The sequence below is a fragment of the Paenibacillus stellifer genome, from assembly GCF_000758685.1.
In the GTDB taxonomy this organism is placed as follows: Bacteria; Bacillota; Bacilli; order Paenibacillales; family Paenibacillaceae; genus Paenibacillus_AQ; species Paenibacillus_AQ stellifer.
Genome location: NZ_CP009286.1, coordinates 3,650,963 through 3,670,131 on the forward strand (window position 1 = coordinate 3,650,963; position 19,169 = coordinate 3,670,131).

At 53.6% G+C, this 19,169-nt stretch carries 18 protein-coding genes and 1 other annotated feature; of the genes, 5 read left to right on the forward strand and 13 right to left on the reverse strand.

The window, feature by feature from the left end; translation table 11 throughout:
- Positions 1 to 12: 12 nt before the first annotated feature.
- From PSTEL_RS27995 to PSTEL_RS16920, 4 genes are all read right to left on the reverse strand, one after another.
- Complete coding sequence (locus tag PSTEL_RS27995) at positions 13 to 192, reverse strand: hypothetical protein (protein WP_038697081.1); 180 nt, start codon at positions 190 to 192, stop codon at positions 13 to 15.
- A 37-nt stretch (positions 193 to 229) separates the two neighbouring features.
- Positions 230 to 925, reverse strand: coding sequence for a glutamic-type intramembrane protease PrsW (gene prsW, locus PSTEL_RS16910; protein WP_038697083.1), 696 nt, complete (start codon positions 923 to 925; stop codon positions 230 to 232).
- Between the two features lie 118 nt (positions 926 to 1,043).
- Positions 1,044 to 1,655, reverse strand: a complete 612-nt coding sequence (locus PSTEL_RS16915) for a genetic competence negative regulator (RefSeq protein ID WP_038697085.1) — start codon at positions 1,653 to 1,655, stop codon at positions 1,044 to 1,046.
- Positions 1,656 to 1,864: 209 nt separating this feature from the next.
- A complete protein-coding gene (locus tag PSTEL_RS16920) occupies positions 1,865 to 2,218 on the reverse strand; it encodes a hypothetical protein (RefSeq protein ID WP_038697087.1) in 354 nt (117 codons plus the stop codon).
- A 94-nt stretch (positions 2,219 to 2,312) separates the two neighbouring features.
- Between PSTEL_RS16920 and PSTEL_RS16925 the strand changes: the two genes are divergently transcribed.
- Positions 2,313 to 3,281, forward strand: coding sequence for a polysaccharide deacetylase family protein (locus tag PSTEL_RS16925; RefSeq protein ID WP_038697089.1), 969 nt, complete (start codon positions 2,313 to 2,315; stop codon positions 3,279 to 3,281).
- Positions 3,282 to 3,360: 79 nt separating this feature from the next.
- Here PSTEL_RS16925 and PSTEL_RS16930 read toward each other — a convergent pair whose 3' ends face one another.
- From PSTEL_RS16930 to PSTEL_RS16940, 3 genes are read right to left on the reverse strand one after another with little or no spacing between them, the layout of a single operon-like run.
- Positions 3,361 to 4,233, reverse strand: coding sequence for a metallophosphoesterase (locus PSTEL_RS16930; protein WP_169744593.1), 873 nt, complete (start codon positions 4,231 to 4,233; stop codon positions 3,361 to 3,363).
- Complete coding sequence (locus PSTEL_RS16935) at positions 4,191 to 4,595, reverse strand: hypothetical protein (RefSeq protein ID WP_038697093.1); 405 nt, start codon at positions 4,593 to 4,595, stop codon at positions 4,191 to 4,193. The genes PSTEL_RS16930 and PSTEL_RS16935 overlap by 43 nt, the downstream gene beginning before the upstream one ends.
- A complete protein-coding gene (locus PSTEL_RS16940) occupies positions 4,592 to 5,185 on the reverse strand; it encodes a CPBP family intramembrane glutamic endopeptidase (protein ID WP_038697095.1) in 594 nt (197 codons plus the stop codon). The genes PSTEL_RS16935 and PSTEL_RS16940 overlap by 4 nt, the downstream gene beginning before the upstream one ends.
- 82 nt (positions 5,186 to 5,267) lie before the next feature.
- Here PSTEL_RS16940 and PSTEL_RS16945 point away from each other — a divergent pair, with 82 nt between their 5' ends.
- Positions 5,268 to 6,164 (forward strand): hypothetical protein, encoded by an 897-nt coding sequence (locus PSTEL_RS16945; RefSeq protein WP_038697097.1) that lies wholly within the window; start codon positions 5,268 to 5,270, stop codon positions 6,162 to 6,164.
- 89 nt (positions 6,165 to 6,253) lie between these two features.
- Positions 6,254 to 6,488 (forward strand) — a binding site (T-box leader).
- Between the two features lie 228 nt (positions 6,489 to 6,716).
- A complete protein-coding gene (gene serA, locus PSTEL_RS16950) occupies positions 6,717 to 8,309 on the forward strand; it encodes a phosphoglycerate dehydrogenase (protein ID WP_038697099.1) in 1,593 nt (530 codons plus the stop codon).
- 126 nt (positions 8,310 to 8,435) lie between these two features.
- On the opposite strand, the gene PSTEL_RS16955 is transcribed toward serA, so the two are convergent.
- A complete protein-coding gene (locus PSTEL_RS16955) occupies positions 8,436 to 9,281 on the reverse strand; it encodes an SDR family oxidoreductase (protein WP_038697101.1) in 846 nt (281 codons plus the stop codon).
- A 400-nt stretch (positions 9,282 to 9,681) separates the two neighbouring features.
- Positions 9,682 to 10,977 carry an IS110 family RNA-guided transposase gene (locus PSTEL_RS16960; protein ID WP_038692930.1) on the reverse strand — a complete coding sequence of 432 codons (1,296 nt, stop codon included), beginning with the start codon at positions 10,975 to 10,977 and terminating at the stop codon, positions 9,682 to 9,684.
- Positions 10,978 to 11,205: 228 nt separating this feature from the next.
- Here PSTEL_RS16960 and PSTEL_RS16965 point away from each other — a divergent pair, with 228 nt between their 5' ends.
- Positions 11,206 to 12,171, forward strand: coding sequence for a helix-turn-helix transcriptional regulator (locus PSTEL_RS16965; protein WP_038697103.1), 966 nt, complete (start codon positions 11,206 to 11,208; stop codon positions 12,169 to 12,171).
- Between the two features lie 128 nt (positions 12,172 to 12,299).
- Positions 12,300 to 13,550, forward strand: coding sequence for a methyl-accepting chemotaxis protein (locus tag PSTEL_RS16970; protein ID WP_038697105.1), 1,251 nt, complete (start codon positions 12,300 to 12,302; stop codon positions 13,548 to 13,550).
- Between the two features lie 219 nt (positions 13,551 to 13,769).
- On the opposite strand, the gene glpK is transcribed toward PSTEL_RS16970, so the two are convergent.
- From glpK to PSTEL_RS16995, 4 genes are all read right to left on the reverse strand, one after another.
- On the reverse strand, positions 13,770 to 15,278 hold the full coding sequence (gene glpK, locus PSTEL_RS16975; RefSeq protein WP_038697107.1) for a glycerol kinase GlpK: 1,509 nt from the start codon (positions 15,276 to 15,278) through the stop codon (positions 13,770 to 13,772).
- A 186-nt stretch (positions 15,279 to 15,464) separates the two neighbouring features.
- Entirely contained in the window at positions 15,465 to 16,904 is a 1,440-nt protein-coding gene (locus PSTEL_RS16980) for an ATP-binding protein (RefSeq protein WP_038697109.1), read from the reverse strand.
- Positions 16,905 to 17,621 carry a response regulator transcription factor gene (locus PSTEL_RS16985; protein WP_038697111.1) on the reverse strand — a complete coding sequence of 239 codons (717 nt, stop codon included), beginning with the start codon at positions 17,619 to 17,621 and terminating at the stop codon, positions 16,905 to 16,907.
- 1,019 nt (positions 17,622 to 18,640) lie between these two features.
- Positions 18,641 to 19,165 (reverse strand): redoxin domain-containing protein, encoded by a 525-nt coding sequence (locus PSTEL_RS16995; RefSeq protein ID WP_038697116.1) that lies wholly within the window; start codon positions 19,163 to 19,165, stop codon positions 18,641 to 18,643.
- Positions 19,166 to 19,169 lie beyond the last annotated feature (4 nt).

Consider the following 19,169-nt stretch of genomic DNA (forward strand, 5'->3'; position numbering starts at 1 on the left):
AGCAGACGCCTGCTACGCCTGCTCTTCGATCAGAAAATCTTCGGTGCAGCTGCACAGACACTGCTTGAACCCGGTCTGGATGACGCCATGATTCTTGATGCCTCGCAGAACATAGCTTTCTCCGCACCGTCTGCAGATGATTCTTACTTTGACACGCAAATAAAAGACACCCCGCTTCCGAGTGAATTTCAAATGGAAATTCTTCCCGGTTACAGTGTGTCCATCATCATTACATATTAACCTCTTCCTCCCGCTTCAAGAGCCGGAAAGGCGACAGGCTGTTGGCTTTGGCCACCTTGATCATTCCCCCGTACCAGAGGAAAGCCATGAGAGGCACGATAAACCAGATCCAATAGCTCGCCATCGTATTCAGAATGAAATCATAGATGCCGTGCCAGATCCAGGGCAGAAGAAGCGATACGGCCAAAATTATGCCTCTGCGCTTTCCCTTCGAGAACTTCGCTCTGCCCAAATGATATCCCATCACAACGCCGAACATGGCATGGCCCGATACCGGCAGCAACGCCCGGAGAAACATCGAGCCGATCGACGCATGGCTGTACCAGGCGTACATGACGTTCTCAATCGTTGCGAATCCGAGCGAAATCGCCACCGCGTACAGAATGCCGTCATAAGGCTCGTCAAACTCGGTATGGTTGAAGATGAGATGATAGAGCACGAACCACTTCAGGAACTCTTCAACCCCGGCCGATACGAGAAACGATTCTATATATGGTCCCGGATGAAGCCCAAGGGTCAGACCTCTCTGTATAATCATGACCGGAACAACGATCAAGAGACCGAGCAGGAACACCTTCAGCACCAAATGAAGAGGCTCCGCGTCGTACTTGTCCTTCAAATAAAAGTAGACCAGCAGAGCAAGTCCCGGTGCCACTGCCGACGAAACCACCGATAACCAAAGCACCGAACACTCACTCCTTCAATAAATATAAAGCAAGAGGCCGGTCCATATCCCAAATGACAGGCATGGCCGGCACGTTACCAATATCCGGAAATACGGCGTTACACCGTCTTTCCTTCCATTATTCCTGACGCTTAAAGAACGTGCAAATCTGCTGTACAGCATTCTCTGCCATGACAGTCTTGCCATATTCGTCCAGAACAGCTTCCGTCACTGGTGACGAATCGCCGAATTCCGCCAATACCGCTACCAGCGAAGCCAAAGGCTGTTCCTCAAACTCCTTGGGATCGAAATAAAGGTAGTACTTATCGTTATAGGAATAGAGCTTGCCCGCAGATGTGATGCTGTTCACAAGCACATGAGCCGCTTCTATCACAACCTCAAAATCACGGAAGGCGTATACGATGGAGTCTGCTTGTTCAAGCGTGACTTCCATCTCATATATTTCGTCAGGCAGTTCTTCTTCTCCGGAAGCGCCGTAATGGTGATCGTATTTACCTCGGGTGACAATGACGACCATACCCTGCGCGGGCAGAGCGAAGACTTCCACGGCGAGAGGACCGGTGGCGTCAAATCCGAGTTCTGTGTATGCCTGGTCCATCATTTCCGTAAAGAGGTCATGAACCTTGGGGACTTCCTGCCACATGTCTTCCTTCTGGATCCCCCGTTCGCTCAGGTCGTCAAAAGTGAGGAAAATCCGTATCTTATCTTGACTTAAACGTTCTATTCTCATGACAGGATCCTCCTTTTGAAAGCTCAGCTTAAGAATAGTGTATGATGAGTCCCAAGTAATGAGCCAAAAATAGTTTCTTAGTCGATTATATGTATGTATGTTACCATTTTGACGAGATAAATGCACGTAAATATGTGGGGACGGGTTTAAAAAAAGAATCATTTTGGCGACATGGAATCTCCAAAATGATTCTGCCCGCAGATTAAAGGTTACAAGCCCGGTACAGTTGCATGGGTTTCCCTGAGAATTTTCTCCACATCTTGCTTCACATCCGGATTGCTGCGGATCAAATCCTTCAGCATACCGAGATCGGCGTCTTTAGAACGCGCCTGAGATGTATGGTCCGATTTGCCTGGTGCTGCGCTTTCCGGTTTTTTGGCATGATTAAGGTCATCGGACCCGCCTCCGAAGCTGGTTGCCGCCATGTTCATGATCTTGTGTTTGGCTCGGTCCGCAGCGCCGGATTGGCTCAGTAATGGTACAAACATATTCCGTTTACGGGACATCATGACGCTCGCTGCGGCTCCGAACACCACGCCGAGGAAAAATGACGAAGTCTTCACATCTCTAACCTCCTTGTATGATAAAATCATGACTAGTGTTTGCGGAACGGGTGTGCCTCATTCAATCCAAACACAGGAAAGCGAGATGAAATAAGTGGTTAAACAGACAGCAGTTCTGCTTGCGGCGGCCTTTCTGCTGGCCTCTTGCAGCAGCGGCGGAGACAGCGCCGCAGTTAATCCGGGCAGCAGTTCCGGGGTCGCGTCAAGCGCTCCCGGAGCGGCTGCTGCGGCATCGCCGGACGGAAGCGCGCTCCCCTCTCCGTCACCGATCGCCTCCGCATTGGCGACCTCGGCTTCGGGACAGGGTACGGCGGCATCCCCTTCGCCATCGGCATCCGGGCAGCCAGCTTCCGGGCCGGTGGACACAGCTTCCGCATCATCCGAACCCGTGGCTTCCGGCGGAGTCGGTGAAGCTGTGAAGCTTCAGTATCATATGAACAAAAACTATGATATCAAGCCGAACGATGAAAGCGTGAATAAGAAAATCGTGCTGCTGACGTTCGATGACGGGCCGAAGGAAGCCAAGATGATCAACTCCATCTTCGACACACTGGATAAGCATCATGCCAAAGCGATATTTTTCGTCAATGGTTACCGGGTCAAGGAGCATCCCGAGCTGCTGAAGCTTATTCAGGAACGGGGCGGCATTATCGGCAACCACAGCTGGGATCATATCGTGCTGAAGGACAAATCCTATGCAGAGGTCAAGAAACAGATTGAAGATGTGCAGCAGATTGTCAAGGAAGTGACCGGCGAAACGCCGGTATTCTTCAGACCTCCCCACGGAGCGGGCGGCGATGTTGGCAAGAATGTCGCGGCAGAGAACGGCATGCTCTACATGACATGGTCCAACGGTTCGCTTGACTGGACGCTGTCCGAGAAGGAGGCCGGCAAGACCGGCAAGATCATCAAAAACGTCACGGACCAGCTTCATTCCGGAAGCAATATTCTTATGCACGAGCTCCCTTGGACAACGGAGGCGCTGGACCAGCTGTTGACCACCCTGGAGGGCAAAGGCTATGGTTTCGTCGACCCTCGCAGTATAGAGCTTAAAATGAGATGAAATGAGAACAAGCGCACATTAAGAAGTCCCTGCAAGCCGGCACTCCGGTATGCAGGGACTTTTATGTAACGGTGAGCTGTTATGACAGCACTACACGGCGGCGCAGCGTCAGCACATTGATTTCGGCGGGACTCCGGAAGCGCAGCGGCAGATGGGCCGTTCCGAAGCCGCGGCTGATGAATACCTTGGCGAGTCCTCCTGACCCGTCGCGCCTCGCCCAATCGTACATGCCGGCTGAATACGTATGATAGAAGGTTTCGACATGTCTGCGGCCGATCAGTGGAACAAGGACCTGCCCGCCATGCGTATGTCCAGCCAGCACCAAATCCGCGGGAACCGTGCTTCTTGTCATCAACCACATCGGATCATGGACCAGAATGATCCGAAAGGCCCCTTCGCTGCCGGAAGGCAGCTCCGGAAGCGGTGCATAGTCGATCTTGCCGCCGGATCTCGGATAATCGACTCCGGTCAGCCAGAATTTCTCTCCATTCGAGTCCAGCTGCACGTTCTCATCCACCAGCAGCCGGATTCCCCGGCCACGAATGATTGAATCCACCTTGGCAATCTCGGCTTTGTAATCATGGTTGCCGTGAACGGCAAAGATTGGTGCGACGGGAGCTAGCAGCTCCAGATTCGATTCCAGCCTGTGCAGCGGCGCATTCTTCTCCGTCATGTCGCCGCCCAGCAGCACAAGATTGACTCCCTTGCCAAGACGTGACGGAAGACTCTTCGGAAGACGCCTTCTATGAATATCCGTCACCAGCAAAATGCGGAAGCCATCCAGCGCTGCGGGCAGGTTGTCCAACACGATGTCGGTCTCGACGATCCGTCGGCCGAATGCCGATACGACCATACTCGACGCAACGGCTACGATACCCGCTCCTGCAGCCGCCACATAAGGCCAGGCGGTCACCATAGCGTTCGCAGCGGGGGCGCGCCCTTGATGCCCCACACCAATAAAAAAGCAAGCAGAACGAAAAACAGAACGTTCAGCGTGTTGACGAACAGTTTGGCCAGCCGCACCCGTTCGGACCTGTAAGTCGCTGAACGTGAAGGTGCAGTCTGCTCCTCCTCCCTGCCTGCCTTAGGCCGTGCGGCGCGACTACCACCCCGCGCAGTGGCGGCTGTAGTTCGCCGACCCGCAGGCGCAGGCTTCCCCGAGGATGTTTTTTTGCGTGTGCGGGATAAAACTGGCGCCGACTTTTCTTTTTTCGGCTCCGTCTTTACGTTCGCCGCGGTCTTCCGCCCGCCGGAAGATCGTTCCCGTGTTTTTTTCTTTTGTCGGGATTTGACCCGGCTCAGCTCCTCGCTCATGACTCCCTCCTGTAACGGATCACCAGTCCTGATAGCAGGTCGATGACGAAATGACACAGTATCGGCGCCCAAAGGGTGCCGGACCATACATAAATCATCCCCAATCCATAGCTGCTGGCGAACACCCAGCCTGTCGGTATCCAATGCCTCAAATAACGGACATGGATAACGGCGAAGAGGATGCTGGTCCAATAAGGACCGATTGCATATTGAATGGCTCCGCGAAACAACAATTCCTCGCACACCGCCACCAGAATTGCGATCAGCGCGATATGCCAGACGGGACGGTTCCGGAACAGCCGATCATTAATGCCTCCATCGTCCATCGCCTCATCGGGGACAATATAGGTTAACACAAAGTCCACAATTAGCATAATGACCGCAAGACCTAGGCCCCAGGCCAAAAAATGAAGATTGTCAGGAAATTTTAACAATTGAATCGGATTTCTTTTCTGAAATAATATCCAGACCAATCCGATAATAAGAGTAATGCCTTGCGTCAGGTAGAGATTGATGAGCAACAGCCGGTCGGTCAGCTGATCAGGGGTCGCCTTTTTGACCTTGATGTCGCCAAATTTGAATTTTTTCATAATTACCTGCCTGTTCTTTATGATGAATAATTCCTGCGCAAGCTGTTTGCACGAAATTGCCCGTTAAAGGAGCCGACGCTTTATGAAACGCAGTACCTCACGCACTTCAATGCTGTACACAATGGGATTTCTGTTCTGTCTGATCGCGGCGTTCGCCGTGTTCTTTCTGGGCGTGAAGATTGGAGCCGATAAAGCCGAAGCGCAATACGCCCAAAAAAATCCGAACAGTGTTGCCCATGATCCTAACGCCTTGTATCAGGAGTCGGATCTTGTCACATTCTATCATAGCGTATTTTCCCCTTATCGGGAATTCAAGCGGGAATGGAACGATAAGGTCGATCGTCTGGCATCCGGTTCGGCCAGTCCCTCACAGACGCTGAGCAGCCTCCGCAAGCTTGCGGATGAGACCAGCTCCCAGGTGACGGAAACGGCGCTATTCGCCAATTCACCGCTGCTGGAGCAGGGACAGCTTAACATTCTCAAGAGCCTTCGGCTCTTCTCCGAAGCCGCGGACAAAGCGACCTCCGCAGGCTCTGCCGCGACCGCCAAAGAGCTGAGAACCGGAGAGCTTGCTCAAGGTGCGGTGAAATACGGCCTTACGGGACAGAATAACTATTACTCCGCCATGCTGAGCTGGGGCGCGGGAAGCAGCTCTTCGATTCCTTCCGATATCGGGAATCCGAAGGTCATTTCGTTTGCCGAGTGGAAGAAGATGCCCCTTCTGCTCAAGAACGCCAACATCGCACAGATTTTGCTGAATCGCGGAATCTTCGCGGATTACGACCCGCAGGACGTTACGGCCAAAATAGACAGCCTGGTCAATACGGGAAGCACCGAGTCGCTTAACCTGACGAATGTGCAGGGCGCAATCACGCTGCTGGTTTCTACCGGCGCGCTGTCCGAGCAGGAGTTCTCCAAGTGGCGGCTGCAATATTACGCCAAGGAGACACTGCCCCAGCTTCCGTTCTTTTTCGACTGAACCGGCAACAAGCATCATACCATAATGTGAGCGTAAAATCCTATTGACACATCTAGCACGGCCATGTTACATTATGAAAAATTAATCAAGCAAATGCGATGATGGAACAAAGATACTGAAGGTCTTCAGAGAGCCGGCGGGTGGTGCAAGCCGGTGGCGGACAGCTGTCTTTAGCGCTCCTGAGATATTGTGTCGAAACTAACAGTAGGCACAATCGGGTCACTCCGTTACCAGTGTTCCTGTCTTGATCGGCAGGATAATGAGGCTGCATCTGTAATGGATGCGGTGAATTAGGGTGGTACCACGACAACTCTCGTCCCTTACTGTGGAAGCAGTATGCGGTCGGGAGTTTTTTGCTGGTTAAGTCTGGATTTTGACTAGCGGATGATTCCCTCTTCTTTCCGGCAGAGCTTTAGACTGCCCCTTTGCCGCGACACCGCATCAGCGTTTGTACGGTAGAAGGAAAGGCACTTTTTAGGTAATCCGGAGATCCCTATTTGGACATCTCCCCTAAATATTAAGCTTCATCATCTAAGGAGGAAAAAGAAAATCATGTTCAAAATTTTGGTATCGGACCCGATCAGCGATCTCGGGATTCAGCAGCTGACGGACGCAAGCGATGTAACGGTTGACAAGAAGACAGGACTCAGCGAGGATGAGCTCGTCGCCATTATCGGCGAATATGATGGCCTCCTTGTTCGTTCCCAGACTACCGTCACTCCCAAAATCATCGAAGCCGGAGCCAAGTTGAAGGTCATCGGCCGTGCAGGCGTGGGCGTTGACAATATTAATCTTGAAGCTGCAACCAAGCGCGGTATCGTTGTTATCAATGCCCCGGACGGCAACACCATTACTACGTGTGAACATGCTTTCGCCATGATGATGGCTCTTGCCCGCCATATCCCGCAAGCGTATGCCAAGACCATTACAGGCGTATGGGACAAGAAATCGTACCTCGGCGTTGAGCTTCGCAACAAAACTCTCGGCGTTCTCGGAATGGGCCGAATCGGAAGCGAAGTTGCCAAACGCGCCAAAGCGTTCGGCATGAATATTCTGGCCTACGATCCATTCCTGACCGAAGATCGTGCAGAAAAGCTTGAAGTGAAAATCGCTACAGTGGATGACATTGTAAGAAACGCCGACTTTATTACGGTGCATACGCCGCTGACTCCGCAGACGAAGCATATGATCTCCCGTCCGCAGTTCGAGGTCATGAAGAAGGGTATGCGCATCGTGAACTGTGCACGCGGTGGAGTCATCGACGAAATGGCTCTGGTGGAAGCCCTTGATGCCGGCATCGTGGCAGGCGCAGCATTCGACGTATTCGAGAAGGAGCCGCCGCAAGCTGACCATCCGTTCCTGTCCAATCCGAAAATTATCGTGACTCCGCACCTTGGTGCTTCGACGGTGGAAGCCCAGGAGAACGTGGCGATCGACGTATCCGAGCAGGTGCTCCATATCCTGCGGAGCGAACCGTTTATCAACGCGGTCAACATTCCTCCGGTTGCTCCTAGCGTTATGAACAAGCTTCAGCCGTACTTCACGCTCGGCGAGAAGCTGGGCAGCTTCGCCGCTCAAATTACACACGGAGCCATTAAGGAGATCGTTGTGGAATTCGCAGGCGATCTGGCTGATGTCGATACCCAGCCTCTTAACCGGTACATCGTAAAGGGCGTACTCTCCCGTCATTTCGGAGGAGACGTGAACATCATCAACTCCATGCACCTGGCCAAGACAAGCGAAGTTAACGTCGTGGTCACCAAGGCTTCCAAGACGAAGGGCTTCACCAACCTGATCTCCGTGAAGCTGATCGCCGACGGCGGCGAAGAGCGTGTCGTTGCAGGAACGCTGCTTCAGGGCTATGGCGAGCGCATTGTTCAGCTCGGCAAGTTCCCGGTAGATATCTCGCCAGAAGGACATCAAATTCTGATTTCCCATAATGACAAACCGGGCATCATCGGTAATGTCGGCACCCTGCTCGGCCAGAGCGATGTGAACATCGCCTCCATGCAGGTCGGACGTATCGTTGTCGGTGGGGAAGCTATCATGCTGCTGACTGTAGACAAAGAAGTGCCGGCTGAGGTGCTTGTGAAGCTCGCCGCTCTTGCGGAAATTAACACCGCGACCGAAGTGGTGCTGGTTTAAGCTTTTACTGGTATCCATCTTAACTTAGATGAAAGGGCTGAAAAGAAGCTATCCCCTTCTTTTCAGCCCTTCAGGACGACAAGTCCCGCTGCCCAGGCAGCGGGACTTTATCTTTTTCACAACCACTTATTTCTGCTCCTCCAGCGAGAATACAGGAACCACTCTGCCATCAATATCGGTAAATCCATAGTCCAGCGCCAGCTGCCCGACCTGCTGAGGCTTGCCTGAACGCTCCATGACACGGGGGTCGGCCGCCAGGGCGCTGACAGCCCTGCCGATATAGCGGGTGGATTCCGTGTCCTTGAGCGCCTCCACTTCTCGCCAGTGCTCCTCGTCCGTTCCGAACGCCTGCAGTACCAGCTCCGTCCGCATCCAGCCCGGGGAGAGCGGAAGGACCGTGATCCGGTCGGAGGCAAGCTCCTTGGCCAAGCTCTGCGCCATGCGGACCAGTGCATTCTTGGCCAGATCATAATAGAAATTAGTGATGTGCCGGTCTCTGTCCCAAAAGGTTGTATGCACAATCAGGCTCCCCGGATTATCCCTCATGAGCGGGACCGCGAACATATTTGTAAGAAGCTGCGCACGGACGCCGCTATCGAACATCGTATTCCAATGCTCCATAGGCTGCTCCCAGAACGGACGCTCATCGATACTCAGTTCATTCCCGCCCCACACGTTGTTGACCAGAATATCCAGCCTCCCCTTCTCGGAGGCGATTCGGCTGATAAGCCGCTCCGTGTCTTCGGGCCGCGTATGATCGCAGGGCACTGCTTCCGCCGCTCCGCCTGTGACGCGAATTTCTGAAACCGTAGTGTCGATATCACCCGGCCGGCCGCCGGTAGTGTTTCCTTTTACACTCCTGCCGGTTACGTATACGAAAGCTCCCGCCTCCGCCAATTCGAGCGCGATTCCCTTGCCGGCTCCCCGACTGGCTCCTGTTACTAATGCTATTTTCCCCTGTAGTGGTCTCATGGATAAAACCTCCCACTATAAATTAATAAAATCTCTTGTTTACTCACTCTTTCTCGGATTTTCACTCATTGACAGATCGAGAGATGGAGAATTCATGTAAGGATGACATTATTTTCTGGAGGAGCCGGTGGCGGGAATAGAGGTCGGGGGATTATTTCCAACCCTTAGATAATTCCTCTGATCGCACCTTGGATATCCACACCTTCTTTTGACGGCTTACCCTCCCATGTCACGCTGGGTCTTAGCCCTTACATTCCTTCGTTCTGCCTCTCAAAAGGTGGACGCCGTTTCTTGCTCCTTTACAGGGTCGTTGCCCTTATGGAATAATTCCTACGGCTGCTCCGTGCTTCCGTTGTCTTGGCTCATTCCGGTCCGGCGGTAAACATGAATTCGGTTTGGCTTAAGCTGCCATCTGTAACTGAGCCTGACGCACCGGCCCTAACACGTCGTTTGCGTTGTACGGAACCTGCTTGGTTCCGAGCGTATGAAGCACGCGAATGAGCTTCCCACACAAGGCTACAAGGGATTGCTTTTTCTTGAGCGGATTTTGACTTCGCTTGGTGAAATACTGGTGCAGTGCCTTAAACTCGGCGTTCTTTGCCACCATGGGCATCACCGCCCGGAACAGCAGCGCCCTTAGGCGTGCGCGTCCACGTTTAGTAATACTGGATTTGCCCTTTTTCTTTCCCGAACTGTTCTCCTTGAGGTTTAGTCCGGCGAGCCGAATAATCTGCTGTCCATGCTCGTAACCGCTCAGATCCCCGACTTCGGCGAGAAACCCTGCCAACGTAACTACGGCTACGCCCGGAACGGTAAGCATCTCTTTCGTTCCCGGAATTTGAGCAAGGAGACGTTCCACCTCGGCCAGAATCTCTTCGAGTTGTCTGGCGAACATCTCATACTGCTCCAGAAGCGTCTTGATCTCCACTTTCGCTCCGGGAAGTCCTTCCGTAAGCCCGATGGAACGCCTCGCCGTTTCCATGAGGTGCAGCGCTCGTTTCGCCCCTACGGCTCGTTTTACGTCTTTTTTCCACCGCTGGACAATGGCCTCTGTGCCCATCTCTACGATTTCTCCTGGCGTTGGAAACTCGCTAAGCGTAATGCGTGATGCCTTGCCTTCCCAGTCTTTGAAGACCTGCGTGTACTCCGGAAAAAAGCGGTCCAGCCAGTTCTGCACCCGTCTTTGCACCTGTCCGAAGTTCACCATGATCTTCTCCCGAAGATTCATGAGAATCCGCAGGTCGGCGTAAACGCTCGTTGGCAGTTTGGGCTCGCTGTACTTCCCGTTTCGCACCAAATCGGCAATGACCTTGGCATCTTTATAGTCATTTTTCGTGGGTGAATTGTCTTCCAGTTCTTTGCTTTTGTGTACGTGATGCGGATTCACAATGACCAAAGGAATGCCCTGCCGCCCTAAATATTCCGCCAGCGTAAACCAGTAGTGTCCGGTGGGCTCAATACCGAAGAGGACGTCACTCTTGGCATGCTCCTGCTGAAGCTCCTTCATCCACTGAACCAGTTGCTCGAGTCCGGCACGGGTATTAGAGAACACACAATCCTTACCCAGTTCGATCCCTCGAAAGTCTATGGCGCGAGCCACATGGGTATCTTTGGCGATATCTGCGCCGACCACGAGGGTATTTTCGGAAATTCGGGTGATTCGTTGATTCTGTTTCTTCGATTGTTTATACTTCATGATAGAGTGCCTCCTATGCTGAAATTGTTCTTTGGTCGGAACGTTTCCCAGTATACAGAAGGCGCTTTTTTCATTCAAACCTCAGATTAATTCATTACAGGAATGGCTCCCTTATCGGTAATATCTCAAGATTAGCCTTAAATCATGTCAGCTATTGTCATATATTTAAGATATAATAAATCCAGACTCCGCAAAAAGACCGAATGTATAGAGGAGAGGTGATTACAGATGAGCGCTTCACGATTGCTGACCATGCTGCTGCTGCTTCAGAACCGGGGTAAGCTTACCACCCGTGAGCTGTCACGTCTGCTCGAAATCTCGGAACGCACGGTACATCGGGATTTGGAGGCTCTATCGGCCGCGGGAATTCCTGTGTATGCCGAGAGGGGCCGCGCCGGGGGCTGGCAATTGACCCAAGGCTACCGGACAAGACTTACGGGCATGAAGCAGAGTGAACTGACCGCCCTGCTGCTAGGAGCCGATTCTGCCCTTCTCGCCGATCTCGGGATTCTGGATGACTACGATGCCGCAGCCCGCAAGCTGGAAGCCGCAGCCCGGCCTGCCGCCGGCGAACAGACAAATCAGCCTGTGGATCATATTCACATCGACGGCCATTCGTGGGACCCCTCCTATGAACCCGTACCCTATCTGTCCCTGATCAGACAGGCGGTTCAGGAGAGCCGCAGGCTCCGTATGGAGTACGGACGAAACGGAGATGTGAAGGAACGGATCATAGAGCCGCTCGGCCTTATCGCCAAGAGAGGTGTCTGGTATGCCGCTGCTTCCTGTGACGGGGATATTCGCACGTACCGTATATCGCGGATGATCAGTGCCGAATTAACGGATGAAGTGTTCAGCCGTCCGGCTGATTTCGATCTGGAGTCCTATTGGGAGCAGTCCATCCGTGACTTTAAGGCAGCGCTCCCCAGCTTCGAAGCCGAGCTTCAAGTGCGGGAATCCGCTCTGAACGGATTGCAGAGCGAGCGGTATGTCAAAGTGCTGAAAGCCTGTCCCTCCACCGATCCTGAGTGGATGACCGTGACCGCCGAATTCGAAACCCCGGAATGGGCTGTCAAGATTGCGCTCTCTTATGGAACCGAAATGATCGCCATTGCTCCCCCTGAACTGAGAGAAAAGATCGCCACAACGGCCCGCGGCATAGCCGCTCTCTATCCCAGTGGCCTTATTGAGTGATCAATCTATACCGTTTACCGGAACCCCGCAAACGATATAGATTGATCACATTTTACTGTAGACGAGGGAAGACTTTAGTCCTATACTGAAAATGATAACGCATACATATACTTAAGGGGGAACTTTATATGGCATGGTTGACCAAGCTTCCGCTCCGTCAGCGTATTGTGGCAGGCTGCTTTTTGGTCGCTGCGCTGTTCGCAGTACCGGTGTTGATCGTTTTTGCGATCGTAGGAAAGTTTGTTTGGGGCTTTCTCGTTATCGCCATTCTTCTCGGCGTGACTTACCCGCTGTCGCGCGCAATAGAGAGAGCGCTTACATCATCCTTCGACGAGATCGCCAATGTCACGCACACGGTCTCAAAAGGAGACTTCACCGTCAAAGCAGATGAATCGGGCTCAGCCGGAGATCTAAGCCGCACCTTTAACAGCATGATTGACAAGCTGCGCGGCATCCTTGGAGAGGTGTCCCAGATTACCCGCCACGTGACCGATGCCAGCAGAGGCATTGAAGACAAGAACCATGAGCTCAAGATTGTCATGTCTCAGGTCGCGAGTTCCGCGAATGATCTGGCGCTTGGTGCAAGCGAAATATCTTCCGATATTGCGGGGATGATGGATTCCGTTAAGGAAATTGAAGAGAAAGTTTCCAATTACACCCATGCTAGCAAAGAGATGCATCTTCGCTCCAATCAGACGCTGGCGTTGGTGGATAAAGGCCGCCAATCCATTGACGTTCAGGCTGAAGGCATGCGCCGTAATGTAGAAGCCACCCGGAAGGTTACCCAATCGATCGAAGCACTGACACAGAGCGCCAAAGGCATTTCGAACATTACGTCCACCATCTCCGAAATTGCAGAGCAGACGAACCTCCTCTCTCTGAATGCTTCTATCGAAGCGGCGAGAGCCGGTGAACACGGACGAGGCTTCGCGGTAGTTGCCGAGGAAGTCCGCAAGCTTGCCGAGGAGTCGGCGGCGGCTGCCAAAGAGGTGTTCAAGCTGGTGCGGGCTATCGACGCGGACATCGCCCAGGCTGTAGATAATACCGCCATCAATGAAGAGATCGTACATATTCAGAATGAACAAATCGTCGAATCTGGCGAAATCTTCTCCGAAATCGTGAATAGCGTCCGTTATATTACGGAACAAATCTCCGTCTTCTCAGCCGAAAGCGATCAAATGCTGGACAGCTCACAGCAAATTTCGGGAGCGATCCAGAACATCTCGGCAATCACCCAGCAATCGGCTGCGGGAACGCAGCAGGTGGCCGCTTCGATGAACGAGCAGATCCATGCGATCGCAAGCGTGGCCGAACAGACCGAGAAAATGACCGGAGCGGTCATCCGGCTGCAAAAAGCGATTCATGTATTCAAGTTCTAAGAGCGATCCAATTCTTCTTATATGCAAAAAAACGAAGCAGTCCAGTATGCCATGAAAATGGCTGATTGGGACTGCTTCATTTTTATAAAAGAATTAACGTATTATCTTAGGTTGTCTAGGCTGACGCCCCGCGAACAGACCGCTGTTCCAATCGAGTTCTCATTCCCCGGCAGCCGGACAACCCGTCTTGGTCTTAATCTGTTGTGAAAAAAGCGGCTGCTACCGCCCGTTCGGACGCTCGTGCTTCTCCCAGCCCATTGTCCGGTGGACAGCGTCCTGCCAGACGGCGTAACGCGCTTCCCGTTCTTCCTCCGCCATCAGCGGGACAAATGTCTGCTCTGCCTGATTAAAGCCCCGCAGCTCCTCCCGAGACCAGATGCCAGCTGCGAGCCCCGCCAGAAGAGCGGCTCCCAGCGCCGTCGTCTCGGCATGGGTCGTACGGGTCACCTCACTGCCCAGGATATCCGCCTGAAACTGCATCAGCAGGTCATTCCGGACTGCGCCGCCGTCGACCCTCAGGTCCGAGAGCGGCATCCCTGCATCCTTCTCCATCGCCCCGATCACATCACGCGACTGCAAAGCAAGCGATTCCAGTGTTGCCCGCACCAGATGCGCCGATGTCGTACCGCGCGTCAGCCCGAAGACTGCCCCCCTTGCGTACATGTCCCAGTAAGGAGCACCAAGTCCGGTAAAGGCGGGAACCACCACGACGCCTCCCGTGTCCTCTACTTCGAGCGCCATCCTCTCCGAGTCCGCCGGGCTGCTGATCAGCCCCAGCCCTTCCTCCAGCCACTGCACCGCCGCGCCGGCAACGAATACGCTGCCTTCAAGCGCATAATACAGCTCATCTCCCATTCCCCAAGCGATGGTCGTCAGCAGACCGTGACCGGATGCAACGGCTTCCGTTCCCGTATTCATCAGGATGAAGCAGCCGGTTCCGTAAGTGTTCTTGGCGCTGCCCGCATCGAGACAAGTATGCCCGAACAGGGCGGCCTGCTGGTCCCCGAGCACGGACATGATCGGAATAGACGCTCCGAACCATTCCTCAAGCGCCGTGCCGAAGGACCCGCCGGACATCCGCACCTCAGGCAGTATGCCGGCTGGAATGTTCAATTCGGCCATCAGGCCCTGGTCCCATTCCATTCGGTGGAGATCATACAGCATTGTCCGGGAGGCGTTCGTGACGTCCGTTGCGTGGACGGCGCCGCCGGTCAGCTTCCAGATCAGCCAGGTGTCGATGGTTCCGGCAAGCAGCTCGCCCGCCTCGGCTCTCGCCCTGGCATCTTCGACATGATCGAGTATCCAGGCGATCTTGGTCGCGGAGAAGTAGGCGTCACAGACCAGTCCGGTCTTGGCCGAAATTTCCCGCTCCAGCCCCTTCCGCTTCAGCTCCTCGCACATCTCGGCCGTTCTCCGGTCCTGCCAGACAATAGCCGGGTAGACCGGCCGGCCCGTCTGACGGTCCCAGACCAGCGCGGTCTCCCGCTGATTCGTAATTCCGATCGCCGCAATCTGCGATGACTGAATACCCGCCCTTGCGATGGCATCTCTGCCCGCCCCCAGCTGCATCTCCCAGATCAGTTCCGGATCATGTTCGACCCATCCCGGCTTCGGAAAATGCTGGGGAATCGCATACTGGCCCTGGCCCTGGTTGACAGCCGCTTCATCGAACACGATGGCCCGCGAGCTGGTCGTCCCTTGGTCCAGAGACAAAATAAAGCGGCTCATAAGACCGCTCCGCTCAGCCAAGCTCCCGTTAAACGGATGGGCTTCGATCGTATTAACTCATGATGAGAGATGGGGTTTGGATTCATAGGGTTCCTCCTGTTTTGTTCCACGAAGAACAAGATTTAAGTGCCTATTTCAACAAAAAGCACCTCCAGTTCGAGAGGCGCTGACAGACAAAGTTTAAATTTATGGTTTTTCGACAGGCAGGCGCATCGTGAAACAGGTGCCTTCACCGAGACGGCTGGCAGCGGAAATATGGCCGCCATGGGATTCCACGATATTCTTGACGATGGCAAGTCCAAGGCCTGTGCCTACGGACTCGCCCCGCACCCGCGCCTTGTCCGCCTTATAGAATCGCTCGAAGATAAAGGGCAGGTCTGCGGACGGAATGCCCGCTCCTTCATCGCGCACTTCGATCTCAATCTCCGAACGGTTCGACTGGGCGATCCAGTCGGCGACGATATCGATCCGTTTCCCGGCTGGAGTATGGCGGAACGCATTGTCGAGCAGATTGGTGAGCACCTGCTCCAGCTTGTCTTCATCCCCATCGTGAAGCCACAGCTCGCTGCTCTTCCGAATACAGCGGAGATCGATATTCCGTTCCTTCGCCCGGACAGAGAACTTACGGTAAATACGCTCCAGCAGTTCACTCACGTTCACGACCGCCCGGCTCATATCGGTATGGCCGGCTTCCATGCGGGCCAAATCCAGAAGATCTTTGACCAGCCTGCCCATCCGAAGCGACTCGTCGTGAATGACCTGGATCAGCTCGCTGCTCTCCTCCGGTGAGGCCGCCATTCCATCCAGCAGCGCCTCACTATAGCCCTGCATCATCGACAGCGGAGTGCGGATTTCATGGGAGACATTCGCCAGGAAATCCCTGCGCATCTTCTCAAGCCGCACCTCTTCGGTCACATCGCGAAGCACCGCCACCGCGCCTTGAATTTCATTGTCCGTATACAGCGGCGCCATGTGCACGGACCATACGCCCTGCCGGACATGCACATTATCGCTGTAGTCGCCCCCGTCCTCCTGTGTCTTCAGGAAGAGCGGCCGCAGCGGAAGCGGAATTCCGGCAAGTCCGCCGGAGGTTTCAGGGAAAGCTTCTTCCCCTTCATGCTCCCATTTCAAATCGCTCCACTGCTCCAGAAGCTCCTGGCCATGGGGATTGGTCAGCACGATGGAGCCCTCGTTGTCGAACGTAATTACGGGATCACTCATGCTTCGGAGTACGCTGGACAGCAAGCTTTTTTCATGATTAAGGCTTCGGATGTTGCCCTCCAGCTCTGCGGCCATATGATTGAAGGAAGTAGCCAGCACTCCGATCTCGTCGCTTGTCACCACATTCACGCGGGTTCCATACTCACCCTTGCGTATCGAGTTAGCCGCCTCGATGAGGCGCTGCATCGGCTGCGTAATCTTGGTGAACAGAAAGAGCGCGAAGACGGTTGTCATGGAGAATCCGATCATGCCCGTGTACATATACAGCCGCTTGATCGCTCCCGAATTGGAAAATTTGCTGTCAATATACGGAAGCAGAAACAGCCCGAGCGTCATCAGCACAATCGCGACGAGACAAATAATCGTCACCCACAGCTTACCGACAAGGCTTCTCCAGAAATTCACTTACTTCGGGACCTCAAGCTTGTATCCGACGCCCCAGACCGTCGTGATCATCGCAGCTGACTCCGGCGACACCTTGTTCAGCTTCTCGCGCAATCGTTTGACATGAGTATCCACCGTACGGAGATCGCCGAAGAACTCATAATTCCATACATCCTTCAGCAGTTCCTCGCGGGAGAACACCTTGTCCGGAGAGACGGCCAAATAGTGCAGCAGCTCATATTCCTTCGGGGTAAGGCTCACTTCCTGCCCGCCCGCTGTCACGCGATGCGCGTCATGCTCGATAATGAGATGGGGAAATACGATATTGTTGCTCGAATTCGTTTCTTTGGATAGAAAGGCGGTTGCCGAGGATCGTCGCATAATCGCTTTTACCCGGTAAATGACCTCGCGAGGACTGAACGGTTTGACAACATAGTCGTCGGCGCCCATTTCGAAGCCCTGAACGCGGTTGATTTCCTCGCCCTTGGCTGTGAGCATCAAGACCGGCGTCGATTTCACATCGCGCAGCCGGGTGAGAACCTCGATTCCGTCTATTCCCGGGAGCATCACATCTAGCAGAATCAATCCGTAGTCCGCGGCTGTCGCTTTTCTCAGCGCAATTTCTCCGTCTTCCGCTTCGTCAATCTCATAGCCTTCCTTCTCCAGATACATTTTCAGCAGACGGCGGATACGCTCTTCATCGTCCACAACCAGAATTCTATTCAGATGTTCTGCCATTTCACAACAACCCCTTCATCGGATACAATACAAGATTGCTAGGATGGCTGCGTCTTATCGGCCGATCGGCCGGGTTAATCCGTACCCGCATAGAGCTGCAGACCGGTGATAACCAGATTAACGCCAACCAGAGTAAACATGACAATCAACAAGCCGGGTACCGCCAGCCTGACCAAATTCCGCCCTGCCATCCGAGTGCCGGACGGTGATATGATTAGCGCTGTGAACAACCAGGTTACCTGTGCCCGGTCTTCCTTCGGATTCCGTCCCCGGAATCGCCTAGGCCGCCCTGTCCCAATCTGTGTCTAGATCAGGAGGCCCAGGAAAATGATCGGAAACCCGATAGCTATAGCCCGGCAGGTGAATTTATCGAGATCACTTTCGTTGGCGACATCAAATGTCAGGATCAGATATGCTCCCAAGGAGCTGACAGACCATAAGCCTCAACAGCCAATAGCGCCGCCAGTTGCCGGGAACCAAATTCACCGCGTTCAATGTACGCCCCGGGGTGATACCCTTCATCCAGGAGAGAGCCTCGAACAAGGGCTTGTTCACTCCAAGAAATGACTCAAAACGCTCAATTTCGCAATGCTAAGTTGCCTCGATCGGAGGCATTTTATAACTGACTTTCTCTATTGTACTATCATTGCTCCCGGGATTGTCAACGATAACATTGGTCCGGGTAATCACCGTCATGCACCTTGCCCCACGGGAAGCGGAGGCGGAACCCGAAACCCCGTAATAATCTGACGTGCTGACAAAGAAAATCCTTGCCGTACACCTGCCGTTGGTATTCCGCAGAGCTTCCGTAGAGCTTCCGTCAATTTGCTGATTTTCTCCCAGAGCGCGTCCACTCGAAATTGACACCCCAAAATTTACCATCGACCTGACTCAGAGCCTGCCGCAATTCGGGTTCGCTGTACCCGGTTGGCTTCCGCTACACCCGGCCAGCTAACTCACTTCTACAAGTCACGTAGCTGCATGGGGAGGATACGCGTCTTCAGTATCTGTCCGGCTGCTCATGAAGAAACCAGCTTTTCAATCTCGGCATTCAGTGTACCCATGTCCAGCTGTCCGATATGAATATTGTCGATCCGGCCTTTTGCGTTAATAAAAATAGTAGTCGGCAGCGGAGAAATGCCATAGCTGATCACTGCTGTGCGGTCCGGGTCGATCAATATCGGAAACTCTGCCCCCGCGCTCTTGGCAAAGTCCCGCACCGTCGCCCTGTCCTCGGCCACATTGATACCCACAATGACAACGTCTTCATTCTTCCATTTGTTCCACTGTGTCTGGAGGACAGGCATCTCCTTCACACAAGGTGTGCACCATGAGCCCCAGAAGTTCAGCACGACCGCCTTGCCTTTGTATTCGTTCAGCGAATGCGTTCTTCCATCAAGCCCAAGCAGATCAAAAGACGGCGCGCATCCGCCTTCCTCCGCTTTTCCGTTCCCGCCAAATATCGATGCGCCCACGGCGTAGCTTCCCAAGAGAACTGCCAGAGCCAGGATGATAAGTTGAATTTGCTTTCTTCCTATACTCAAAGCA

Bases quoted from the DNA above. Each gene is read 5' to 3' on its own strand.
- PSTEL_RS16965 (WP_038697103.1), top strand. From the start codon at position 11,206: ATGAGCGCTTCACGATTGCTGACCATGCTGCTGCTGCTTCAGAACCGG.
- PSTEL_RS16945 (WP_038697097.1), top strand. From the start codon at position 5,268: ATGAAACGCAGTACCTCACGCACTTCAATGCTGTACACAATGGGATTT.
- glpK (WP_038697107.1), bottom strand. From the start codon at position 15,278: ATGAGCCGCTTTATTTTGTCTCTGGACCAAGGGACGACCAGCTCGCGG.
- PSTEL_RS16935 (WP_038697093.1), bottom strand. From the start codon at position 4,595: ATGAGCGAGGAGCTGAGCCGGGTCAAATCCCGACAAAAGAAAAAAACA.
- PSTEL_RS16940 (WP_038697095.1), bottom strand. From the start codon at position 5,185: ATGAAAAAATTCAAATTTGGCGACATCAAGGTCAAAAAGGCGACCCCT.
- serA (WP_038697099.1), top strand. From the start codon at position 6,717: ATGTTCAAAATTTTGGTATCGGACCCGATCAGCGATCTCGGGATTCAG.
- PSTEL_RS16970 (WP_038697105.1), top strand. From the start codon at position 12,300: ATGGCATGGTTGACCAAGCTTCCGCTCCGTCAGCGTATTGTGGCAGGC.
- PSTEL_RS16960 (WP_038692930.1), bottom strand. From the start codon at position 10,977: ATGAAGTATAAACAATCGAAGAAACAGAATCAACGAATCACCCGAATT.
- PSTEL_RS16985 (WP_038697111.1), bottom strand. From the start codon at position 17,621: ATGGCAGAACATCTGAATAGAATTCTGGTTGTGGACGATGAAGAGCGT.
- PSTEL_RS16915 (WP_038697085.1), bottom strand. From the start codon at position 1,655: ATGAGAATAGAACGTTTAAGTCAAGATAAGATACGGATTTTCCTCACT.
- PSTEL_RS16955 (WP_038697101.1), bottom strand. From the start codon at position 9,281: ATGAGACCACTACAGGGGAAAATAGCATTAGTAACAGGAGCCAGTCGG.